We start from the raw sequence: 21,090 nt of genomic DNA on the forward strand, positions 1-21,090 counted from the left end.
TTTTAAACCGTCACAACGCAGGACTTTGGCCCAATGGCCGCCAGCACAACGCCCCAAGGGGATTGACCTGGGTCAAGCAATGTTCAAAGAGTAGTCGCTATATGGCCGATGGACGGCGTGGTTTTTTGTCGCGTGGCAGGTTGTCCCAGGTGCTCAGGACATAAGTAAAAACTCTTGTGGCGAGGGGATTCATCCCCGCTCGATTGCACAGCACTCGCAAAAGCTTGGGGCCGCTTAGCGCCCCAGCGGGGCGGTGCGACGTTTCGCTAAATCCCCTCGCCACAAATGTTCCCTCAAGCCAATATCGATGTTTGGCTAACTATTTTTCCAACCACCGCAACTTCCTGTTACAGCTCAGTGATAATCTCGACCTTCCCATCACCGGACCCCGTCACAGATGCCCAGCCAAGCGCCCCTTCTGCTCCGTCACCATCGTCCCTTCATTGCTTTCTGGCTGGCTCGGATATTCACCGCCAGCGGTTTCCAGATGCTGACCGTGGCCATCGGCTGGAACCTCTATCAACTGACCGGCAATGTCCTGGACCTGGGGCTCGTCGGCCTCGTGGAGTTCGCCCCACGGGTGCTGTTCATGCTGCATACCGGGCACGTGGCGGATCGATACGATCGACGTAAAGTCGCGGCCATCTGCCAATCGTTGCAAGCGATGATCGCCCTCACCCTTGCGATTGGCAGCGCCAGCGACAACGTTACGCGCGAGATGATCTTCATCCTTGCGTTCCTGCTCGGCGCGGCCCGCTCCTTCGAAATGCCGACCACCCAGGCGCTGTTGCCGAGCATTGTCCCTGCCGCGTTGTTTCCCCGGGCTGTGGCCGCCGCGCAATCAGCACAACAATCGGCCACCATCGTCGCCCCGGCCCTGGGCGGTTTGCTGTACGCCTTTGGCAGCGTCTGGGTCTATGGGCCAACCGTGTTGCTTTATGTCATCGCCTGCTGCCTGATGCTCAACCTGCCCGCCCGGCAGACACCGCTGAATAAAGGCAAGGCGACCCTCGACTCGCTGTTGGCCGGTATTCGCTTCATTCGCAGCCGCCCGGACATCCTAGGGGCGATCTCTCTGGACTTGTTTGCGGTGCTGTTGGGCGGCGCCACCGCGCTGTTGCCGGTATTCGCCAAGGACATCCTGCTCACCGGCCCCTGGGGCCTGGGCCTGTTGCGTTCGGCGCCGGCGGTCGGGGCCTTGCTGATGTCGCTGTGGCTGGCGCGGTTTGCCGTGGAGCGCAAGGTCGGCCGGGTGATGTTTACCGCCGTGGGCGTGTTCGGCGTCGCCACCATTGCGTTCGGCCTTTCCACGTCGTTCTGGTTCTCCCTGGCGGTATTGGTGGTGCTGGGCGCGGCGGACATGATCAGCATGGTCATCCGCGCCTCCTTCGTGCAGTTGGAAACGCCCGACGAGATGCGCGGTCGGGTGAGCGCTGTGAATGGGTTGTTTATCGGCGCCTCGAACCAGTTGGGCGAATTCGAGTCCGGGCTCACCGCCCACTGGTTCGGCACGGTGCCGGCGGTGGTCATGGGCGGCGTCGGCACGCTGCTGGTGACCGGGGCCTGGATCAAACTGTTCCCGACCCTGGCCAACCGTGACCGGATGCACGAACCGGTGGACGAGGCGAAAGCCTAGAGCAACTTATCCAGGGTGATGGGGAAATCCCGCACCCGTTTGCCCGTGGCATGGTAGATCGCATTCGCCACCGCCGCGGCCACGCCGACAATGCCGATTTCGCCGACGCCCTTGGACCCGAGGGCGTTGACGATCTCGTCATGTTCTTCGACAAATATCACGTCTATCTCGCCAATGTCGGCATTCACCGGCACATGGTACTCGGCCAGATTGTGGTTCATGTGGCGGCCAAGGGCATGGTCGGTCAAGGTTTCTTCGTGCAGTGCCATGCCAACGCCCCAGACCACCCCACCGAGGATCTGGCTGCGGGCAGTCTTCGGATTGACTACCCGGCCCGCCGCGATGGCGCTGACCACTCGGTTGACCTTCACCGTGCCAAGGTCTTCATCCACCAACACCTCAACAAAAACCGCCGAATGCGTGGCGGTCGCATAGGCCTGGCGTTTTTCATCCGGTCCGGTGGCGACCTCCGCGTGCAACGGCATTTCGCCGCTTTTTTGCGCCAGCTCCGCCAGGGCGACACGGGCCTCGCCCATGCGCAGTTCACCGTCGATGAAGGTTACCTGCTCAAGGGTCGCGCCGCTGAAGGCAGGACAGGACTGACGGGCCACGGCGAGCAGCTTTTCCCTGAGCGCTTCGCAAGCTTTCTGCACCGCCGTGCCCACCGACGAGACGGTAAACGAACCACCCTGCAATGGTGCCGTTGGCAGCGACGAGTCGCCCAGGACAAAGGTGACGTCCTCAAGGGAAACGCCTGACGCCTCGGCGGCAATTTGAGTCATGACGGTATAGGTGCCGGTGCCGATGTCCGTCGTTGCGCTGCTGACGGTCAACTTGCCGTTGGCGTCCAGCGAGGCGCGGGCACTGGCTTTTTGCTGCATGGCTTCCCACACGCCGCCCGCCATGCCCCAGCCCACCAGTTGTCGGCCGCTGCGCATGCTGCGCGGTTCGGGGTTGCGCTTGCTCCAACCGAAACGGTCGGCGCCCTGGGCGTAACAGGCCCGCAGCTCCTTGCTGGAATAGGGCTTGCCTTCGTTTTCGTTGCGTTCGGCATAGTTGATCAGACGCAACTGCAGCGGGTCGATCGCCAGGGCGCAGGCCAGCTCGTCCATGGCACACTCCAGCCCGATCAACCCGAGGGCCGCGCCCGGGGCGCGCATGTCCAGCGGTGTGTACACGTCCAACGGCGCCAGTTTGTACGTCAGTGTCACGTTATCGCAGTGATAGAGCATGCCGCTCCACTCCACCACGTGCTCGGTAAAATCTTCGAAACGCGAGGTCTGGCCAATGGCGGTATGCGCTACCGCGAGCAATCTTCCGTTGGCCGCAGCACCCAATTGCAAGCGCTGGAATGTCCGAGGCCGATAGCCAAACGTAAACATCTGCTGGCGCGTCAGGCTGACCCGTACGGAGCGCTTGAGATGCAGCGCGGCCATCACCGCGAGCGCCAATTGGTATTGCGGACGCAGGCCGGAACCAAACGCGCCGCCCACGTAGGCGGCAAATACCCGCACTTGCTCCTTTTCCAGCCCGAATACTTTTTGCACGTACGCCTGGCAGTTCTGCGCGCCTTGGGTCTTGTCGTGGATATGCAGGCTTGCGTCGGGTTGGTACAACACGGTGGAGGCATGGGGCTCCATCGGGTTGTGGTGTTCTATCGGCGTGCTGTAGGACACGTCCACACTCAGGGCTGCGCTCGCGTACTCGCCCTGAAAATTCCCACGGGGCTTGGGCAGTTCTGCAGGTGCTGGATGGGCTTCGTTTTGCAGGATTGTCAGATCGGTCTGATGCCCCTCAGCCTCGTATTCAATCTCCACCAGCGAGCCGGCATAACGGGCCAGCTCCAGGTTTTCGGCGACCACCAGGGCCAGCGGCTGGCCGCTATAGAGGATCTGGTCGTTGAACAGTGGCCGGAACGGCGAGCCCTCCGCCGCGTCGGCATCCTGATAGGGTTCGTCGTAGCTGGCGATTTTGGGCCGATTGGTATGATCGATCACAGCAACGACACCCGGCAGCGCCAGGGCGCGGGAAGCATCGATACCCACCACCCGCCCCCGGGCGATGGCACTGGATACGACACTGCCGTGCAACAAGCCGTCTTCCGGATATTCCCCGGCGTAACGGGCCCGACCGGTCACCTTGAGGAGGCCATCAACCCGGTCCAGCGGTTGGCCTATGGTTTTGCTCGGTGCATTCATCGGGCGGTTCCTCCCACCAGTGCGGCATCGCTCAAGGCGCGGACAATCGCCCGGCGCGCCAACTTGACCTTGAAACCGTTGTGCTCTAGCGGCTCGGCGTCTTGCAGCAGCGCATCCGCGGCGGCCGTGAACGTCTCGCGGCTGACCGGCTGCCCCACCAACCAACTCTCCACGGATCGATCACGCCAAGGCTTGTGGGCCACGCCACCCAGGGCCAGGCGAGCCTGGCGAATCACCGGCCCGTCCAGCTCCAGCGCGGCGGCGACCGAGACCAGAGCGAAGGCATAGGACGCGCGGTCACGGATCTTCAAGTACTGGCTGTGTTCGGCGAAGCCTGTGGGCGGCAGCTCGATATAGGTGATCAGTTCATCATCGGCCAATTGGTTGTCCCGGTCCGGAGCGTCGCCGGGCAGGCGATGGAAGTCGGCGAATTCGATGGTCCGTGGTCCACCCCGGCCCAGCACATGGACCACCGCGTCAAGCGCGGCCAGTGCCACACACATGTCGGAGGGATGAGTCGCGACGCATTGATCGCTCGCCCCAAGAATCGCGTGAATACGGTTCAAACCGCTTCGAGCCGGGCAGCCACTGCCGGGCCGACGTTTGTTGCACGGCACACCGGCGTCATAAAAATAGTAACAACGGGTACGCTGCAACAGGTTGCCACCCGTGCTGGCCATGTTGCGCAGCTGTGGCGAAGCACCGGCAAGAATGGCCTGGGAGAGCAATGGATAACGGCGCTCGATCCAGGGGTGCCAGGCCAAATCGGCGTTACTCACCAACGCGCCAATCATCACCCCGCCCGATGGCGTTTCGCTGAGGTCGGCCAAGGGCAGCCCGGTGATATCGATCAGGTGCTGGGGGCGGGTGAGGTTTTCCTTCATCAGGTCGAGCAGGTTGGTGCCGCCAGCGATGAAACGCGAATCGGCACTCGACAGCTCGACGGCGGCCTGCAGCGTGTCGGGCTTGCTGTAGCGAAAGGGATTCACGACTCACCTCCGGTCTGCTGGCAGAGCGGCAGGGCTTCTTCGATGGCATCGCGAATGTTGTTGTAGGCACCGCATCGGCAGAGGTTGCCGCTCATCAGCTCGCTGATTTCGGCGCCAGTGCTCGCCCGCCCCTCGTGGGCCAGCGCCACTGCCGAACAGATCTGCCCGGGAGTGCAATAGCCGCACTGGAACGCGTCATGCTTGATGAATGCCCGTTGCATCGGATGCAACTCGTCGCCATTGGCCAGGCCCTCGACGGTGGTCAACTCGGCACCGTCGCACATCACCGCGAGGGTCAGGCAGGCGTTGATCCGCTTGCCGTCGCGCAGCACCGTGCAGGCGCCGCATTGGCCGTGGTCACAGCCCTTTTTGCTGCCCACCAGGTCCAATTGTTCGCGCAGCAAATCGAGCAACGTAGTCCAGGGCAGCACCTGCAACTCGCGCACCGCGCCATTGAGTGTCAGACGTATGGGATGACGGACGAAGGACGCCTGCGTCGCTTCGGACAAGGTCGCGCTCATGGAACACCTCACGGTTGGTCGTACACGCGGCGTTTTGGAAAACCGCCGTCATAAGGGGTACGACTTCGGGGTGGGATGAGCGTTCCAAGACAATTGCCCGCCCCCAATGCACGAGTCCAGCGCGCCTGTGCGGTACATATGTATCGCACAGACTGTAATGTATCGCCTTACACTCTATTCCATGATGAAATCCTTCCAGCACAAAGGCCTCAGGGTCTTTTATGAAACGGGTTCGACGCGGGAATTCGGCAGACCACGGGAAGCGGCTGGCTCGCATGCTTCAGTTCATGGACAGGGCATGCATGCCAAGCGACCTGGACATACCCGGGTGGCGATTGCATTCGCTCAAGGGTGATCTGGTCGATTATTGGTCGCTGAGCGTTTCGGGGAACTGGCGAATTGTCTTCCGCTTCATCGAGTCCGACATCGAACTGGTCGATTACCTCGACTATCACTGACAGGAGGCTGGAACATGCCCATGCACAATCCGCCACATCCTGGCGAAACATTGCTGGTGGACGTATTGCCCGAGCTGGGCATCACGGTGACCGAACTGGCGAGACACCTCGGTTTCGCTCGACCGCACCTTTCTCGGGTACTGCACGGCCATGCACCGGTCAGCCCAGACCTGGCAGTACGCCTGGAACGCGCAGGCATTGGCAAGGCAGGCGTCTGGCTGGGCGTCCAGACCGACTATGACCTATGGCAAGCCGAGCGGCGCGAACAACCAATGATCGAACCCCTTGCCCATCACATTTGACGCTGTCACGCCAACAACTCCGCCGCCACCACGCTTCTCACCCCTTTACCGGCTAATGCTTCCACCAGCGCAAGGGCAAACACCAAGGCGGCGGCGGAACCCTGGGCGGTGATGCAATTGCCGTCCACCACCACCGGCTGGTCGACGAAGCTGCACCCGGACAGTTGCTGGCTCACGGCGGGCAGGCAGGTCATCCGGCGCTGGCGCAGCACGCCGAACGCCTGGAGCACCAACGCCGGGGCTTCGGCGATGGCGGCGAAGATGCGCCCGGCGGCCGCCTGGTCCTTGATCAACTGTTGCAAAGGCGGGTGGGCCGCCAGGTGTTGCACGCCGATGATGCCGCCCGGCAAGACGATCAAATCGAAATCCTGCACCAGCACGTCCACCAGCATGCCGTCGGCGGTCAGGCGCGTTCCGCGTGCGCAGGTGAGCATGCGACGGCCTTCGATACTCGCCACGACGACTTCAAGCTGCGCCCGGCGCAACACGTCGATCAGCGTCACCACCTGCAAATCATCAACGCCTTCAGCCACGGCGATCAGGACTCGGGGGATCTTGGTTCCAGGCATCATGGGCACTCTCCGCTGGGTGATCCTTCAAGACTAGTCAGCTTTGCCGGGCCCTGTCAGCCGAAGGTCGTCCACGGCATGTCATTTGATGTACAACTGGGTCGACATTCGGTTGCCCGGTGCGTTGATCGACACGTTGCTGAAGCTGAAGGTGCCTTCCTGCTTGCCCTTCAGATCGAAGATATACAAGTAGCCGACCGTTCGCCGGGCTCCGGTCGAACAATCATTGAGATTGCCATTGTCGTATGCACACACCGGTGAACGGGTGCCGTCGACCTCGAAGCCGTCCAGCGTGACATTTGGCTGGTGGCCTATGCCGAGCTCCAGCACGTAGACCTTGATATGCGGGCCACTGTGGTCGCAACGGGTTTGCGCCTGTCCTGCGGAAACGTCTTCGAAACCACAGGCCGGCGACTCGACCTTGAGCACCTTGACCTCGCTCAGCGGTGGTGCCGACGCGGCGTGCGCGACCGGCACGGCCAGCCCCAGGCCGAACACCCAGGCCCATGCAATGTTTTTCATGCGATACATCCCGACCGTCCGAAATCGGGCGCAGTATGGCCCAACTTTTGCCTGCGCACACTTATGCGACGCACACCGAGGATCGCAGCCACATCGCCGCGCTGCTATGATGCGCGGCTTTTTCCGACCCGCAGAAAATCCCGGCGCCCCTGGCGACCTGTGCTTTGCTGTTGAGGTCGATACATTCACGGCGCCGCGCGCGCCACGGGGAGCAGACATGCTGGAAAGGCTGTTTCAACTCAAGGCACACAATACCAACGTGCGGACTGAGATCCTGGCGGGCGTCACGACGTTCCTGGCCATGGCCTACATTCTGTTCGTCAACCCGAGCATCCTCGGCGAAACCGGCATGGACAAGGGCGCGGTATTCGTCGCCACCTGTCTGGCGGCGGCCATTGGTTCCACAGTCATGGGCCTGATCGCCAACTACCCGATCGCCCTCGCGCCGGGCATGGGCCTGAACGCCTTCTTCACCTACACCGTGGTCCTGCACATGGGCCATACCTGGCAAGTGGCGCTGGGGGCGGTGTTCGTCTCCGCCGTGCTGTTCTTTCTGCTATCGATCTTCCGCATCCGGGAATGGATCATCAACAGCATCCCGCTGCCGCTGCGCTCGGCCATCGCCGCCGGTATCGGCCTGTTCCTGGCGTTGATCGCCCTGAACAACGCCGGCATCGTGGTGAAAAACCCAGCGACCATGGTCGGCCTCGGCGACCTGAAGCAACCGGCGCCGATCCTGGCAACCCTGGGCTTTGTACTGATTGTCGCTCTGGAGGCGCTTAAAGTGCGCGGCGCGGTACTGATCGGCATCCTGGCGGTCACCATCGTCTCGATCCTGATGGGCTTCACGCCCTTTGGCGGCATCATTTCCGCGCCGCCATCCCTGGCCCCGACCTTCCTGCAGCTGGACATCAAGGGCGCCCTGGACATCGGCCTGGTGAGCGTGATCTTCGCGTTCCTGTTCGTGGATCTGTTCGATAACTCCGGCACCCTGATCGGCGTCGCCAAGCGCGCCGGGCTGATGGGCAAGGACGGCCACATGCCGAAAATGGGCCGTGCGCTGATTGCCGACAGCACCGCCGCCATGGCCGGTTCGCTGCTAGGCACTTCGACGACCACCAGCTACATCGAATCGGCGGCGGGCGTCAGCGCCGGCGGCCGCACCGGCCTTACGGCGATCGTGGTCGCGATCCTGTTCCTGCTGGCGCTGTTCTTCTCACCGTTGGCCGCCAGCGTCCCGGCCTTCGCCACCGCGCCGGCCTTGCTGTTCGTCGCGGTATTGATGACCTCCGGCCTGGCGGAAATCGACTGGGACGACGTTACCGTTGCCGCTCCGGTGGTGATCACTGCCCTGGCGATGCCGTTCACCTATTCCATCGCCAACGGCATCGCCTTCGGCTTCATCGCCTGGACCGCCATCAAACTGGTGTCCGGCCGCGGCCGTGAGCTGAACCCGGCGCTGGTCATCCTTTCGATCCTGTTCGTTATCAAGTTGGGTTGGTTCAACGCATGACTTTTGATTCCCAGGCCTACGCCACCCAGCTGCAAGACAAGGTCGTGCGCCTGCGCGACCTGCTGGCTCCGTTCGATGCCCCCGAGCCCGAGGTGTTCGACTCTCCGCTACAGAACTTCCGCCTGCGAGCCGAATTCCGCCTGTGGCGCGAGGCCGGCGAACGCCATTACGCGATGTTTTCCCAGGAAGACAAGCGCACGCCGATCCTCATCGAAGCGTTCCCCATCGCCAGCCTGCGCATCAACCAATTGATGCCGCAGCTCAAGGCCGCCTGGCAAGCCAGCGCGCCGTTGAGCCACAAGCTGTTCCAGGTGGAGTTCCTGACCACCCTGGCCGGCGACGCGATGATCACCCTGTGTTACCACCGTCCGCTGGATGAACACTGGCACGCCGCAGCTTCGAAACTGGCGGCCGAGCTTGGCGTAAGCATCATCGGCCGCTCCAAGGGCAAACGCGAAGTGATCGGCCACGACTACGTGGTGGAGAAACTCCACGTGGGCGGCCGCACCTTCAGCTACCGCCAACCCGAAGGCGCCTTCACCCAGCCCAACGGCACGGTGAACCAGAAGATGCTCAACTGGGCTTATGAAGCCCTGGGCGATCGCAATGACGACCTGCTGGAGTTGTACTGCGGCAACGGCAACTTCACTTTGCCGCTGGCAACCCGTGTGCGCAAAGTGCTCGCCACTGAGATCAGCAAGACTTCGGTCAACGCCGCACTGAGCAACCTCAGCGAGAATGCGGTAGACAATGTCACGCTGGTGCGCCTGTCCGCTGAAGAGCTGACCGAAGCCCTGAACGAAGTTCGGCCGTTCCGGCGCCTGCAGGGCATCGACCTGAAAAGCTACGAATTCGGCAGCGTCTTCGTCGACCCGCCTCGCGCCGGCATGGACCCGGACACCTGCGAGCTGACCCGGCGCTTCGACAACATCCTCTACATCTCTTGCAACCCCGAAACCCTCGCCGCGAACATCGCGCAACTGAACGATACCCACCGCATCACGCGCTGCGCGTTGTTCGATCAATTCCCTTGGACCCACCACATGGAATCCGGGGTGTTGTTGACGCGGCGCTGAGTCCTCCCTTTCGGGGTGAAGGATTACCCTGTGGCGAGGGGATTTATCCCCGCTGGGCTGCGAAGCGGCCCTCTGCTCTGTCTTGTCTGGCCTCTTGCGAGTGCTGCGCACTCGAGCGGGGATAAATCCCCTCGCCACAATTGCTCTCCCTCACCTTTCGGCCGGCAATGTTCGATCATCGAACACTTATTGCCCGACAACCGCTGCTTTATTTGACCAAATTAACCATCTAGTACAATTTATCTCCACCGGCTGAAACCCGCCGAGACCAACAATAAAAATGTGGAGATTGTGCGATGCCTCCGATCGTTCTGGTGCTCAACGGCCCGAACCTGAACCTGCTCGGCACCCGCGAGCCGGCGACCTATGGCCACGAAACCCTGGCCGATATTTCCGCGCTGTGCGGCCGCGCCGCCGAGGAGTTCGGCCTGACCGTGGAATTTCGCCAGACCAACCAGGAGGGTGAATTGATCGACTGGATTCACGACGCCCGAGGCCGGTGCGGCGGTATCGTCATCAACCCGGCGGCCTGGACCCACACCTCCGTGGCGATCCGCGATGCCCTGGTGGCGAGCGAAGTGCCGGTCATCGAAGTCCATCTTTCCAACGTCCACGCCCGCGAGACGTTTCGCCACCACTCCTTCGTCTCATCCGTCGCCATCGGCGTGATGTGCGGGTTTGGCAGCCATGGTTATCGCCTGGCCCTCGAACATTTCAGTCATCGGTTGAAGGGTTGAGCGCATGCCGAACGTCACTGTACTGGCCGGCCTGATCGGCGCGGGTATCCAGGCGTCTCGCACGCCAGCGCTGCACGAGCGCGAAGGCGATGCCCAAGGCATGCGTTACCTGTATCGACTGATCGATCTCGACGCGCTGAAACTCGACAGCAGCGCCCTGCCCGACTTGCTGATGGCCGCCGAACGCATGGATTTCACCGGCCTGAACATCACCTTTCCTTGCAAGCAGGCGGTCATCCCTCTGTTGGATGACCTTTCGGCGGAAGCGCGGGGAATCGGCGCGGTGAACACCGTGGTGCTCAAGGACGGCAAGCGCATCGGCCATAACACCGACTGCCTGGGTTTCGCCGAAGGTTTTCGTCGAGGCCTGGGCGATGTCGCGCGCAACCGCGTGGTCCAGATGGGCGCTGGCGGCGCTGGCGCAGCGGTGGCCCACGCCTTATTGGTGGAGGGCGTGGAGACGCTGAGCATTTTTGATGTCGAGGTCAGCCGTGCCGAGGCATTGGCCAACAACCTGAACCAACACTTCGGCGCCGGTCGCGCCCGTGCCGGGCATGACCTTCCCGCTGCCATGGCCGAAGCCGACGGCTTGGTGAACACCACGCCCATGGGCATGGCAAAACTGCCGGGCATGCCGGTGCCGGTCGAGTTGTTGCGGGGCGACCTGTGGGTGGCGGAGATTGTGTATTTCCCGCTGGAAACCGAACTGCTGCGCAACGCCCGCGCGCTCGGCTGCCGCACACTGGACGGCGGCACCATGGCGGTGTTCCAGGCGGTGAAGGCGTTCGAACTGTTCAGCGGCGTGGCGCCGGATGCGGGGCGGATGCTGGCGCATTTTCAGAGCATGAATCCCTGAAGCCAAGCCAAAATCCCTGTGGGAGCGAGCCTGCTCGCGAAAGCGGTGTGTCAGTAAGCGAATTCGTGACTGACACACCGCCTTCGCGAGCAGGCTCGCTCCCACAAGGTATGCGTTAGGTTCACGGTCAGGCTTGCAGATATCTCAGCACCGACTCACACACCATCTGTCGGTGTCGCTGCTTGACCGCTTCGTCCGACAAGTCGATCTGAAAGATCTCACCAAACGTCTGGCGGTTCGACACCCGGTAGAAGCAGAACGAACTGATCAGCAAATGTACATCCAGCGGTTCCAGGCCGGCGCGGAACACCCCTTCTTCGGCGCCGCGACGCAGGATCACGCCCAGGGAGTCGAGGATGGTATTGGTCATCGCCTTGATTGCACCAGACTGTTTCACGTACTCGGCGTTGTGGATGTTTTCAATGCAGACGATACGCACGAAATCTACGTTGCGGTCGTGGTGATCGAAGGTGAATTCCACCAGGCGCCGGATCGCCTCGACTGGCGCCAGCTCTGCCAGATGCAGGCGGCTTTCGGTGGTGCGGATATCGCCGTAGAGTTTCTCCAGCACCTCCACGTACAGCTGTTCCTTGCTGCCGAAGTAGTAATAGATCATGCGCTTGGAGGTGTGGATGCGCTCGGCGATAGCGTCGACCCGAGCGCCCGCCAGGCCTTGCTGGACAAACTCGACGATGGCTTCCTGGAGAATGTTCTCCCGGGTTTTCTCCGGGTTGTTCTTGCGACTCTTGCGCGGCGCGGCGACAGGTTCGTCGAGGGCTGCGGAAAGCTCTGGATTCATAGTCATTGCGGGCTCACGGCCGTCACTGCACAGGTTGGCGATTATGGGCCGCACCGGGCAGTGAAGGAAGCCAAGGCACCGCCCTTTACCGCCATCGTTACGATTTCCCTACAACTTGGCGTGCCGCACGCCGCCACTGCGGGACTTGGCCATGGCCGCCAGGCGCACCGCGACGTTGGCGGCGCCGTACCCCGCGTAACCGTTCTTGCGCTGGATGATTTCGAAGAAGAAACGCCCTTCGAACGGCTCGGTATAGACATGAAACAGCTCGCCACCCTGGGCATCCCGGTCGTACAGCACGTTGAAGTATGCCAGCTCGCTGAGGAACTCATCGTCGAAATCGAAACGCGCCGCCAGGTCGTCGTAGTAATTGAGGGGGATGTCCAGCAACGGCACCCCGGCCTCCTTGGCACAACTGACCTGGGCAAAGATGTCATCGCAATCGAAGGCGATGTGATGCACGCCGGAACCGCGATAACTCGACAGCGCATGTGAGATTGCGGTGTTGCGGTTCTCGGAAATGTTCAACGGCAAGCGAATCGAGCTGCAGCGGCTGCGCAGCGCACGGCTTTTCACCAGGCCATACGGGTCCGGCAGTACCACTTCGTCGTCGGCCTCGAAGTCCAGCAGGCTCTTGTAGAACAGCACCCAGCTGTCGAGGCTGTCGGCCGGCAGGGCCATCGCCATGTGGTCGATGCGCTTGAGCCCGGCGCCGATGGCGGCAGCGGGCTGCAGATTGAAGTCGGTGCCGTAGACGTCGGCGTCCTGATCCACCAGGTAGATCAGGCTGCTGTCCGGCGCGCGTACCGCCGCCAGCTCCAGTTCATTGGGCCCGACGAGCCCGCGATACGGCTGGCCCTTGTAGGCCACGGCCCGTTTCAGGGCGCTGGTGCTGTCCTTGACGCGTACCGCCATGGCGCACAGCGAAGGGCCGTGGGCCTCGAAAAAACTATGGGCGAAGGAATACGGCTCGCAATTGAGGATCAGGTTGATATCGCCCTGGCGCAACAGGCTGACGTTCTTGGAGCGATGCTGGCCGGCCTTGACGAAGCCCAGGCGCTCCAGCCAATGGGCGAGCTTGGCGCCGAGATTGTCGTCCACGGCAAATTCAAGGAACTCGATGCCGTTGTATTCGCTGGCCGCAGGGGTCTCGAACAGAATTTCAGGCGTCTGCGCGGGCGCTTCCTCGGCCAGGCGCTGGCGCGTCTTCTCTTCCAGGTACAGCAGTGAACGCAACCCATCGGCTGCATTGGCCCTGGGCGGCGCGGCGCGAAAGCCGTCGTTGAAGATTTCCAGCGACAGCGGCCCGGTATAGCCGCTCTTGATGATCGGCGCGAGGAATCCCGGCAAATCGAATTCGCCCTGACCCGGGAAACAACGGAAGTGCCGGCTCCATTCCAGGACGTCCATCGCCAGGATCGGCGCATCGGCCATTTGCACGAAGAAGATTTTCTCGCCTGGAATCTCGGCGATGGCGCTGGGGTCGCCCTTGAGCGACAAGGTATGGAAACTGTCGAGCAGCACGCCCAGGTTCGGGTGATCGGCTTGGCGGACGATGTCCCAGACCTGTTGATAGGTATTGACGTGCCGGCCCCAGGCCAACGCTTCATAACCGATGCGCAAGCCTCGGGCGCCGGCCCGCTCGGCCAGCAGCCGCAGGTCATCGATCAGTATCCGTTCGTCGCCGACGCTGTCGGCCGAAGCATTGCTGCACACCAGCACCAGGTCGGTGCCCAACTCCTGCATCAAGTCGAACTTACGCTCGGCTCGCTCCAGGTTGCGCGCCAGGCGATCCCGGCGGCACCCTTCAAAATCTCGAAAGGGTTGGAACAGCGTGATGGCAATGCCCAGGTCGGCGCACATCTGCCTGATTTCCCGAGGGCTGCCGTCGTAGTAAAGGAGATCGTTCTCGAAAATCTCCACACCGTCAAAACCGGCGGCGGCAATGGCTTCGAGTTTTTCCGGCAGGGTACCGCTCAAGGAAACAGTGGCAATGGAACGCTGCATGACTTCGGCTCCCGGGACTGGCGTCGGCTACAAAAAATGCGCCGCTTTTTAAAAGAGTCGGGGGATTATTGAGCTGCCGGTTTCTTTGGGCAATTTAATATGTACCATCCGGTTAGTTTTTTGGGCGATTATCGAACACTATGCCCGATCAGCGAATTGACGATTTTTTGTCCACTGCCCACCATCGACATCACATTGTTGCCAAAGCCTCAATGCAGACCCAGACCACGCCATAAGAATTTCAAGAACGGGTGACCCTATGATTCCTTCCCAAAGTTCCCGCCTGGCCCACGGCCCGGTTGTCGCCAGCGGTGGCATCGGCGACAAGATCCGTGGCGCGATGGCCGTGGGCAAGACCCGTTGGGGCATGCTCGCCCTGGTATTTTTCGCCACGACCCTGAACTACATCGACCGCGCCGCCCTCGGAGTCATGCAGCCGATCCTGGCGAAGGAGATGAGCTGGACGGCGATGGACTACGCCAATATCAATTTCTGGTTCCAGGTCGGTTACGCGGTCGGTTTCGTGCTGCAAGGGCGGTTGATCGACAAAATCGGCGTCAAGCGCGTGTTCTTCTGCGCCGTGCTGCTCTGGAGCCTGGCGACCGGCGCCCACGGCTTGGCTACCTCGGCGGTGGGCTTCATGGTCTGCCGCTTCATCCTTGGCCTGACCGAAGCCGCCAACTACCCGGCCTGCGTGAAAACCACGCGGTTGTGGTTCCCGGCGGGCGAACGCGCCGTGGCCACCGGCATCTTCAATGCCGGGACCAACGTCGGCGCGATGTTCACCCCAATGCTCCTGCCGCTGATCCTGCACGTCTGGGGCTGGCAGGCCGCGTTCCTGTGCATGGCGGCCCTGGGCGGTATCTGGCTGGTGTTCTGGGGCCTGAAATACTTCAACCCCGAAGACCACCCGAGCGTGAAGCAGTCGGAACTGGACTACATCCAGGCCCAGGAAGAACCGGACCCGGTAAGTGTTCCGTTCTCCCGCATCCTGCGCATGCGCGGCACCTGGGCATCAACGTGACCCAGATGGGCATCCCATTGATCATCATTTACCTGACCGCCGATTTTGGCAGTGTCGGCGGGGGGATCCTGTCGTCATTCCTGATCGGCCGCGGGGTCAATCCGATCAAGGCGCGACTGATGTCCATGCTGCTGTTCGCTTGCTGCATTGTCGGGGTGATCATGGCGGCCGGCTCCAGCAGTTTGTGGGTGGCGGTACTTGCGATTTCCCTGGCCATCGGCGCGCACCAGGCCTGGACCGCGAACATCTGGAGCCTGGTCATGGACTACACGCCCAAGCACATGATGAGCACGGTGTTCGGCTTCGGCGGCATGTGCGCGGCCATCGGCGGGATGTTCATGACTCAGTTGGTGGGGCACATCCTCACCATCACTAACAACAACTACACCGTGCTGTTCACCCTGATCCCGGCGATGTACTTCATCGCGCTGGCCTGGATGTACTTCATGGCGCCGCGTAAGGTGCCTACCCTGGAAAATTGATGGGGCTATAACGCCCCGTGGCGAGGGAGCTTGCTCCCGCTCGATTGCGCAGCGATCGCAAAAAAGCGAGGGCCGCTTCGCAGCCCAGCGGCAGCAAGCTCCCTCGCCACAAACGTCAGCGCCAACCCTCAGGGGTGTGTGCAGCCCGTTATCTGCGCCGCTGTTGCCACGCCGCCGCCAACCCGCTCAAGCAGATCAGCGTAATACCCACCACCGTCGTCAGCGTCGGCGTATGGCTGAAAAACAACCAGCCCAGCAGCCCGGCAAAGATGATCTGGCAATACCCGAACGGCGCAAGCAGCGCCGGGGCGGCGAAGCGGAAAGCCTGGGTCAGCATCAAATGCGCGGTCATCCCGCACGCCCCCAGCGCCAACATCATCAAGCCGTGGGTCACGCTCGGCACCTGCCAGAAGAACGGCACCAAGGCGCTCATCACTAGCGTATTGCACAGTCCGGCGAAAAAATTGCTGGTGGTGGGGCTGTCTATCTCGGCGAGTTTGCGCGTGAGCAGTTGATAGAAGCAGAAGAACAGCGCCGAACAGAACGGCAACAACACCGCCGGCGTGAACAAATCGCCACCGGGGTGAACAATGATCAACACCCCGATGAAACCGAAGATCACCGCGATCCACTGACCACGTGTCACATGCTCGCCCAGCAGCGGTACCGACAATGCCGTGACCAGCACGGGGGCGAGGAAGTTGACCGCCGTCGCCTCCGCCAATGGGATGAACATCAGCGAGGTGGTAAAAAACAAACTGGTGCCTAACAGGCATAAAGCCCGGGCAACCTGCCACAACGGGCGCTTGGTACGCAGTACCCGCAACCCCGAACGTGGCAGGAAAATACCCGCCATCAACAAGGTGTGCACCACGTAACGGGCCCATACCACCATGATGATGGGATAGAAACCCGAGAGATATTTGGACAACGCATCGTGACTGGAGAACAAAAACGTTGCGACCAGAATAAGCACGATGCCCTTGAAAGCCTGATTGACGCCGGAGAGCGGAGTGCTGATGGTCATGAAGGAAACCTGCGTTGCTTGATATTGAGGCCGGACGCACAGTGCAGTTATTGGGCCAGCGAGGGTTCCGATAAGTTCTGGATCCCAAGTGTAATGAAAAATCCACAGCCGGACAGGATCGGCTCGCCGATGAACCAAAATCCCCGGCGGTTGCCTGACTGCTCAAGCGCGACGCGCGCCTTGAACGCCTGAAGGCTAGACTCATCGCCACGGCAGTCATTTCTTCGCAGGGCCATTCAGAGGATTTCCCACATGTTATGGAAAAAAGGTCGCCGCAGTGACAACGTGGTGGATGCCCGGGGTGACGGTGGGGGCGGCAGCGGGATGCGTTTCGGCGCTGGCAAGGGGCTGAGCCTGACGGCCATCATCCTCATCGTCGGCATCGGCTGGATCACCGGCCAGGACCCGATGCAGATTCTCGGACAACTCACCGGGCAGATGGAACAAGGTTCCGCGCCCACCTCTTCGCAATCCCGCCAGGCGCCACCGGCCAACGATGAGCAGGCGGAATTCGTGCGCTCGATTTTGGGTGATACCGAGGACACATGGGGCCAGGTCTTCCAGCAGGCCGGGCGCCAGTACCAGCAACCGAAGCTGGTGTTGTTCAGCGGTCGGGTCAATTCTGCATGCGGCCTGGCATCCTCGGCCACCGGACCGTTCTATTGCCCGGCAGACCGACAGGTCTACCTGGACATGAGTTTCTTCCATGAAATGTCCCAGCGTTTCTCCGCCGCCGGGGACTTCGCCCAAGCCTACGTCATCGCCCACGAGGTCGGCCACCACGTGCAGACCCTGCTCGGCGTGTCGGCGAAAATCCAGGAGGCGCGCCAGCAAGGCCGGCAAATGGAAGGCGACGGCGGTTTGCTGGTGCGCCAGGAATTGCAGGCCGATTGCCTGGCCGGCGTCTGGGCCAATCACGCGCAGAAACGCCTCAACTGGCTTGAGCCAGGGGACATCGAGGAAGCCTTGACCGCCGCCAATGCCATCGGCGACGACCGCCTCCAGCAGCAAGGCCAGGGCCGCGTTGTGCCGGACTCCTTCACTCACGGCACTTCGGCCCAGCGGGTGCGCTGGTTCAAGACCGGTTTCGCCCAGGGCCAGGTCAGCCAGTGCGACACCTTCGCAGCGAAAAACCTGTAGATGAAGTGGGCGGCGTTGATCGGGCTGGTGCTCTGTTGCGCCGTTGCCCAGGCCGAGGAACACGGCGTCCAGGCGGTCGCCCAGGGGCGCCTGCTGCTCAAGGGCGGGATCATGGCCGTTGCCGTGAGCCCGCCGCCGGCTTCGATCGAGCGGGTGTTGATCATCCTTCACGGTCGGCTGCGCAATGCCGACACTTACCTTCACAGCGGTGAAAAGGCCGCCGCGCAGGCCGGTCAATCGACCACGACGTTGATCATCGCCCCGCAGTTTCTCAACGAACTGGATGCGGCACGTCATCAGTTGCCCGCCGACCTCCTGCGCTGGCAAGGCAACGACTGGATGGCGGGCGGCTTGTCCATCGGACCGAATCCGGTCAGTTCATTTCAAATGCTGGACGACATCGTGGCACGGGTCAGCGACCGACAGCAGTTTCCAGAAGTGAAGGAAATCGTCATCGCCGGCCATTCCGGTGGCGCCCAGGTGGTGCAGCGCTACGCCCTGCTCGCCCACGGCACGTATCGCATCGCGCCTCGGTTCGTCATCGCCAATCCATCGTCGTATGCCTATCTTGACGCGCAACGGCCCATGGCGTTCGACCCGGCCAGTTGCCCGGCTTTCAATCGCTGGAAATATGGCTTGGAGTACCTGCCCGCCTATGCGTCCGGACAAACCGCCACGCAGCTCGAAGATCAATACATCAAGCGCGACATCACTTATTTGCTGGGACAACAGGACATCGACCCGGAGCATCCGGCGCTGGACAAAGGCTGCGAGGCTCAGACCCAAGGGGCGTATCGCTTACTGCGCGGGCATTTCTTTTTCGACTACCTGACGCGGCGCCATCCGCAAGGATTCAATCAGCGGCTGATCGAAGTGCCAGGGGTTGGGCATGATGGGGATGGGATGTTCAACTCGCCGGAGGGGCTACAAGTATTGTTTGGGCAGTAAGTCTTGTGGCGGCGTATCGGGCCTCATCGCGAGCAAGCTCGCTCCCACAGTGGGCCTGGTGCAGACACAAATCTTGCGCTCGACGGAAATCTCCTTGTGGGAGCGAGCTTGCTCGCGATGACGATCAATCAGCCAACCGACCTCTCAAGCCGACAACATCCGCCGCAACTCCTCGCAATCCCGCGCATGCCAGTCCGTCAATTCAGGCCAGGGATTGTCCGGCAGGTTCACCAACACCGTCCGCGCCCCCGCTGCCCGGCCGCAGTCCAGGTCAAAGCGGTAATCCCCCACCATCACCATCGAGCCGGGCGCCACTTCCCACGCCTCGGCCAGTTTCAACAGGCCACCGGGGTGCGGTTTGGGCGGTGCCTCGTCGCGGCCCAGCACGTCTTGCACCGCAAAACAGTCAGCCAGGCCGATGGCTTCGAGGGTGATATGGGCCAGCTCGCGGGCATTGCGGGTCAGGATGCCCAGGCGGTACCCACGCCCGGCCAGCTCACGCACCAATTCGACCGCCCCCGGCGCGGGCTTGGAGCCCAGCGCCAGGTCCCGCTCGTGCTCCAGCAACCAGGCGTGCTTGGCGGCGGCTTCTTCCGCGGGCAATGCCGCCAGGTGCGTAAGGATGTCGTCTTCGGCCGGAATCGCCAGGGCGACGCGGATCGCGGCGAAATCATGCACGGCAATGGTCAGCGTGCCATCCATGTCGAACACCCAATGGCGCACATCGGACAGCCTCATGCCCAGTCCTTGCGATGGCGGATCAGGCCTTCCTGGGTCACCGATGCCACCAACTGCCCGGCGCGGTTGAACACGCTGCCTCGGGAGAATCCACGGGAATTTCCGGCCCACGGGCTGTCCATGGCATAGAGCAACCAGTCATCGGCGCGCAGGTCGGCATGGAACCACAACGCGTGGTCAAGACTGGCGACCTGCATATCCTTGTGCCACACCGACTTGCCGTGGGGCAGCAGCGAGGTGGTCAACAGGCCGAAATCCGACGCGTAGGCCAGCAGGTATTTGTGCAGGGCCGGGATGTCCGCCAAGGCGCCATCGGCACGGAACCACACGTATTTGACCGGATCGGCCGGTTGCGGGTTGTAAGGGTCTTTTTCGGTGACCGGACGCACCTCGATCGGCTTGGGGCAAAGCAGTTTTTCGCGCATGTGCTCGGGCAGCAGATGGGCGCGCTGCTGGGTCAGCTCCAGCTCGGACGGCAGGTTCTCCGGCCCGACGACTTGCGGCATGGTGCTCTGGTGCTCGAAACCCTGCTCGTCATATTGGAACGATGCGCTGCAGGTGAAGATCGGATTGCCCTTTTGAATCGCCGTGACCCGCCGGGTACTGAAACTGCCGCCGTCCCGTACGCGGTCTACCTGATAGACCACCGGCAGGGCCGCATCGCCCGGACGCAGAAAATAACCATGCATCGAATGCACGTGGCGCGCCTCTTCCACGGTCTGGCTGGCCGCCGACAACGACTGGCCCAATACCTGGCCGCCGAACAACTGGCGAAACCCCAGGTCCTGGCTACGACCGCGAAACAGGTTCTCTTCGATCGGTTCCAGGGTCAGCAGGTCGACCAGATCTTCCAACACGTGGCTCATTCAGACTTTCCTCACACAGCGCAAAAACCGCGCAGTCTACGCTGCGGCGGCGGATCGATAGTGGCCCGGGCCATTTTGGTGGGCATTGTAACGTCCGTGTCGGCTAACCGTGCAGAGTCTGCAACCACTGCTCTCGGTCAATGCGATAGAGCACATGGTGACGCAATGGATGACCGACCGCGAGCTTTGGATGTTCGAAGTCATCGGCCGGGTCGTGGTGCATGCCGATGGCCTGCATGACCTTCTGCGACGGCAGGTTGTCGGTGGCGGTAAACGCCACCACCTCGTCCAGCCCCAGGCGGTCGAAGGCGCAACGCAACGCCGTCCACGCCGCTTCGCTGGCATAGCCGAACCCCCAATGCTCGCGGGCCAGGCGCCAGCCGATTTCCACCGCCGGGGTAAAATGCGCGTCGAATCCGACCACGCCCAGCCCGGTGAAGCCAATGAAAGCGCCAGTATCCTTGCGCTCCAACGCCCACAAACCAAAACCATGCTCTGCAAAATGCCCGCGCACTCGGCCGATCAACGCAGCGCTTTCCAGGCGACTCAAGGGTGCCGGAAAATAACGCATCACTTGCGCATCGGCAGACATGGCCGCGAACGTGGGCAAATCATCGTCGCGCCATTGCCGCAGTATCAACCGTGCGCTTTCCAGTTCCAGTATCGGCTCCATCTTCACTCC

At 62.0% G+C, this 21,090-nt stretch carries 19 protein-coding genes and 2 pseudogenes; 10 read left to right on the plus strand and 11 right to left on the minus strand.

Features of this window, described 5'->3' with window-relative positions; translation table 11 throughout:
- Positions 1–397: 397 nt before the first annotated feature.
- Complete coding sequence (locus J3P90_RS22295; RefSeq protein WP_434609466.1) at positions 398–1,636, plus strand: MFS transporter; 1,239 nt, start codon at positions 398–400, stop codon at positions 1,634–1,636.
- Here J3P90_RS22295 and J3P90_RS22300 read toward each other — a convergent pair.
- Genes J3P90_RS22300 through J3P90_RS22310 form a run of 3 tightly spaced genes read right to left on the minus strand, consistent with a single transcriptional unit; the run spans position 1,633 to position 5,344 of the window.
- Entirely contained in the window at positions 1,633–3,834 is a 2,202-nt protein-coding gene (locus tag J3P90_RS22300) for a xanthine dehydrogenase family protein molybdopterin-binding subunit (RefSeq protein ID WP_434609464.1), read from the minus strand. The genes J3P90_RS22295 and J3P90_RS22300 overlap by 4 nt on opposite strands.
- Positions 3,831–4,823, minus strand: a complete 993-nt coding sequence (locus tag J3P90_RS22305) for an FAD binding domain-containing protein (RefSeq protein WP_434609462.1) — start codon at positions 4,821–4,823, stop codon at positions 3,831–3,833. The genes J3P90_RS22300 and J3P90_RS22305 overlap by 4 nt, the downstream gene beginning before the upstream one ends.
- Positions 4,820–5,344, minus strand: coding sequence for a (2Fe-2S)-binding protein (locus J3P90_RS22310; RefSeq protein WP_434562202.1), 525 nt, complete (start codon positions 5,342–5,344; stop codon positions 4,820–4,822). Before J3P90_RS22310 ends, J3P90_RS22305 begins: the two co-directional genes overlap by 4 nt.
- 181 nt (positions 5,345–5,525) lie before the next feature.
- On the opposite strand from J3P90_RS22310, the pseudogene J3P90_RS22315 reads away from it, so the two are divergent.
- Positions 5,526–5,802: pseudogene (locus tag J3P90_RS22315) on the plus strand (type II toxin-antitoxin system RelE/ParE family toxin).
- 14 nt (positions 5,803–5,816) lie between these two features.
- Entirely contained in the window at positions 5,817–6,104 is a 288-nt protein-coding gene (locus J3P90_RS22320; protein ID WP_434609459.1) for a HigA family addiction module antitoxin, read from the plus strand.
- 5 nt (positions 6,105–6,109) lie between these two features.
- Here J3P90_RS22320 and J3P90_RS22325 read toward each other — a convergent pair whose 3' ends face one another.
- Both J3P90_RS22325 and J3P90_RS22330 read right to left on the minus strand, forming a co-directional pair.
- Positions 6,110–6,676: a DJ-1 family glyoxalase III gene (locus J3P90_RS22325; protein ID WP_420767286.1), complete on the minus strand. Its 567-nt coding sequence runs from the start codon at positions 6,674–6,676 to the stop codon at positions 6,110–6,112.
- Positions 6,677–6,754: 78 nt separating this feature from the next.
- A complete protein-coding gene (locus tag J3P90_RS22330) occupies positions 6,755–7,195 on the minus strand; it encodes a DUF4879 domain-containing protein (protein WP_420767287.1) in 441 nt (146 codons plus the stop codon).
- Positions 7,196–7,412: 217 nt separating this feature from the next.
- On the opposite strand from J3P90_RS22330, the gene J3P90_RS22335 reads away from it, so the two are divergent.
- The 4 genes from J3P90_RS22335 (at position 7,413) to J3P90_RS22350 (ending at position 11,377) form a co-directional block, all read left to right on the plus strand.
- On the plus strand, positions 7,413–8,708 hold the full coding sequence (locus J3P90_RS22335) for an NCS2 family permease (RefSeq protein WP_420767288.1): 1,296 nt from the start codon (positions 7,413–7,415) through the stop codon (positions 8,706–8,708).
- Positions 8,705–9,784 carry a tRNA (uridine(54)-C5)-methyltransferase TrmA gene (gene trmA, locus J3P90_RS22340; RefSeq protein ID WP_434675404.1) on the plus strand — a complete coding sequence of 360 codons (1,080 nt, stop codon included), beginning with the start codon at positions 8,705–8,707 and terminating at the stop codon, positions 9,782–9,784. The genes J3P90_RS22335 and trmA overlap by 4 nt, the downstream gene beginning before the upstream one ends.
- Before the next feature lie 296 nt (positions 9,785–10,080).
- Complete coding sequence (aroQ, locus tag J3P90_RS22345) at positions 10,081–10,521, plus strand: type II 3-dehydroquinate dehydratase (protein ID WP_434609453.1); 441 nt, start codon at positions 10,081–10,083, stop codon at positions 10,519–10,521.
- Between the two features lie 4 nt (positions 10,522–10,525).
- A complete protein-coding gene (locus tag J3P90_RS22350; protein ID WP_434609451.1) occupies positions 10,526–11,377 on the plus strand; it encodes a shikimate dehydrogenase in 852 nt (283 codons plus the stop codon).
- Positions 11,378–11,504: 127 nt separating this feature from the next.
- Here the strand turns inward: J3P90_RS22350 and J3P90_RS22355 are convergent, their stop codons facing one another.
- Together J3P90_RS22355 and quiC are read right to left on the minus strand one after the other, a co-directional pair.
- A complete protein-coding gene (locus J3P90_RS22355) occupies positions 11,505–12,182 on the minus strand; it encodes a TetR/AcrR family transcriptional regulator (protein WP_420767292.1) in 678 nt (225 codons plus the stop codon).
- A gap of 102 nt (positions 12,183–12,284) precedes the next feature.
- Positions 12,285–14,183, minus strand: a complete 1,899-nt coding sequence (quiC, locus tag J3P90_RS22360; RefSeq protein ID WP_434609449.1) for a 3-dehydroshikimate dehydratase QuiC — start codon at positions 14,181–14,183, stop codon at positions 12,285–12,287.
- Between the two features lie 259 nt (positions 14,184–14,442).
- On the opposite strand from quiC, the pseudogene J3P90_RS22365 reads away from it, so the two are divergent.
- A pseudogene (locus tag J3P90_RS22365) lies at positions 14,443–15,689 on the plus strand (MFS transporter).
- A 148-nt stretch (positions 15,690–15,837) separates the two neighbouring features.
- Here J3P90_RS22365 and J3P90_RS22370 read toward each other — a convergent pair.
- On the minus strand, positions 15,838–16,716 hold the full coding sequence (locus J3P90_RS22370; protein WP_249873253.1) for a DMT family transporter: 879 nt from the start codon (positions 16,714–16,716) through the stop codon (positions 15,838–15,840).
- Between the two features lie 252 nt (positions 16,717–16,968).
- Here J3P90_RS22370 and ypfJ point away from each other — a divergent pair, with 252 nt between their 5' ends.
- Both ypfJ and J3P90_RS22380 read left to right on the plus strand, forming a co-directional pair.
- Positions 16,969–17,856 (plus strand): KPN_02809 family neutral zinc metallopeptidase, encoded by an 888-nt coding sequence (gene ypfJ / locus J3P90_RS22375; protein ID WP_434675405.1) that lies wholly within the window; start codon positions 16,969–16,971, stop codon positions 17,854–17,856.
- The gene (locus J3P90_RS22380) at positions 17,857–18,804 is read left to right on the plus strand and encodes an alpha/beta hydrolase (protein ID WP_434675406.1); all 948 of its coding nucleotides are present in this window, start codon (positions 17,857–17,859) and stop codon (positions 18,802–18,804) included.
- A gap of 144 nt (positions 18,805–18,948) precedes the next feature.
- Here the strand turns inward: J3P90_RS22380 and J3P90_RS22385 are convergent, their stop codons facing one another.
- The 3 genes from J3P90_RS22385 to J3P90_RS22395 all read right to left on the minus strand — a co-directional run bounded on the left by J3P90_RS22385 (position 18,949) and on the right by J3P90_RS22395 (position 21,081).
- The gene (locus tag J3P90_RS22385; RefSeq protein WP_434609439.1) at positions 18,949–19,542 is read right to left on the minus strand and encodes an HAD family hydrolase; all 594 of its coding nucleotides are present in this window, start codon (positions 19,540–19,542) and stop codon (positions 18,949–18,951) included.
- On the minus strand, positions 19,539–20,408 hold the full coding sequence (gene tesB / locus J3P90_RS22390) for an acyl-CoA thioesterase II (RefSeq protein WP_181289449.1): 870 nt from the start codon (positions 20,406–20,408) through the stop codon (positions 19,539–19,541). Before tesB ends, J3P90_RS22385 begins: the two co-directional genes overlap by 4 nt.
- Before the next feature lie 103 nt (positions 20,409–20,511).
- A complete protein-coding gene (locus tag J3P90_RS22395) occupies positions 20,512–21,081 on the minus strand; it encodes a GNAT family N-acetyltransferase (protein ID WP_434609436.1) in 570 nt (189 codons plus the stop codon).
- Positions 21,082–21,090: the final 9 nt, after the last annotated feature.

Origin of the sequence: Pseudomonas sp. D3-10, assembly GCF_051132175.1 — a bacterium.
In the GTDB taxonomy this organism is placed as follows: Bacteria; Pseudomonadota; Gammaproteobacteria; order Pseudomonadales; family Pseudomonadaceae; genus Aquipseudomonas.

Excerpts from the sequence above, each read along its gene's own strand:
- aroQ (WP_434609453.1), top strand. The coding sequence starts at position 10,081 with ATGCCTCCGATCGTTCTGGTGCTCAACGGCCCGAACCTGAACCTGCTC.
- J3P90_RS22300 (WP_434609464.1), bottom strand. The coding sequence starts at position 3,834 with ATGAATGCACCGAGCAAAACCATAGGCCAACCGCTGGACCGGGTTGAT.
- J3P90_RS22385 (WP_434609439.1), bottom strand. The coding sequence starts at position 19,542 with ATGAGGCTGTCCGATGTGCGCCATTGGGTGTTCGACATGGATGGCACG.
- J3P90_RS22335 (WP_420767288.1), top strand. The coding sequence starts at position 7,413 with ATGCTGGAAAGGCTGTTTCAACTCAAGGCACACAATACCAACGTGCGG.
- ypfJ (WP_434675405.1), top strand. The coding sequence starts at position 16,969 with ATGTTATGGAAAAAAGGTCGCCGCAGTGACAACGTGGTGGATGCCCGG.
- tesB (WP_181289449.1), bottom strand. The coding sequence starts at position 20,408 with ATGAGCCACGTGTTGGAAGATCTGGTCGACCTGCTGACCCTGGAACCG.
- J3P90_RS22310 (WP_434562202.1), bottom strand. The coding sequence starts at position 5,344 with ATGAGCGCGACCTTGTCCGAAGCGACGCAGGCGTCCTTCGTCCGTCAT.
- J3P90_RS22370 (WP_249873253.1), bottom strand. The coding sequence starts at position 16,716 with ATGACCATCAGCACTCCGCTCTCCGGCGTCAATCAGGCTTTCAAGGGC.
- trmA (WP_434675404.1), top strand. The coding sequence starts at position 8,705 with ATGACTTTTGATTCCCAGGCCTACGCCACCCAGCTGCAAGACAAGGTC.
- J3P90_RS22350 (WP_434609451.1), top strand. The coding sequence starts at position 10,526 with ATGCCGAACGTCACTGTACTGGCCGGCCTGATCGGCGCGGGTATCCAG.
- J3P90_RS22395 (WP_434609436.1), bottom strand. The coding sequence starts at position 21,081 with ATGGAGCCGATACTGGAACTGGAAAGCGCACGGTTGATACTGCGGCAA.
- J3P90_RS22380 (WP_434675406.1), top strand. The coding sequence starts at position 17,857 with ATGAAGTGGGCGGCGTTGATCGGGCTGGTGCTCTGTTGCGCCGTTGCC.
- J3P90_RS22330 (WP_420767287.1), bottom strand. The coding sequence starts at position 7,195 with ATGAAAAACATTGCATGGGCCTGGGTGTTCGGCCTGGGGCTGGCCGTG.
- J3P90_RS22325 (WP_420767286.1), bottom strand. The coding sequence starts at position 6,676 with ATGATGCCTGGAACCAAGATCCCCCGAGTCCTGATCGCCGTGGCTGAA.
- J3P90_RS22320 (WP_434609459.1), top strand. The coding sequence starts at position 5,817 with ATGCCCATGCACAATCCGCCACATCCTGGCGAAACATTGCTGGTGGAC.
- J3P90_RS22295 (WP_434609466.1), top strand. The coding sequence starts at position 398 with ATGCCCAGCCAAGCGCCCCTTCTGCTCCGTCACCATCGTCCCTTCATT.
- quiC (WP_434609449.1), bottom strand. The coding sequence starts at position 14,183 with ATGCAGCGTTCCATTGCCACTGTTTCCTTGAGCGGTACCCTGCCGGAA.
- J3P90_RS22355 (WP_420767292.1), bottom strand. The coding sequence starts at position 12,182 with ATGACTATGAATCCAGAGCTTTCCGCAGCCCTCGACGAACCTGTCGCC.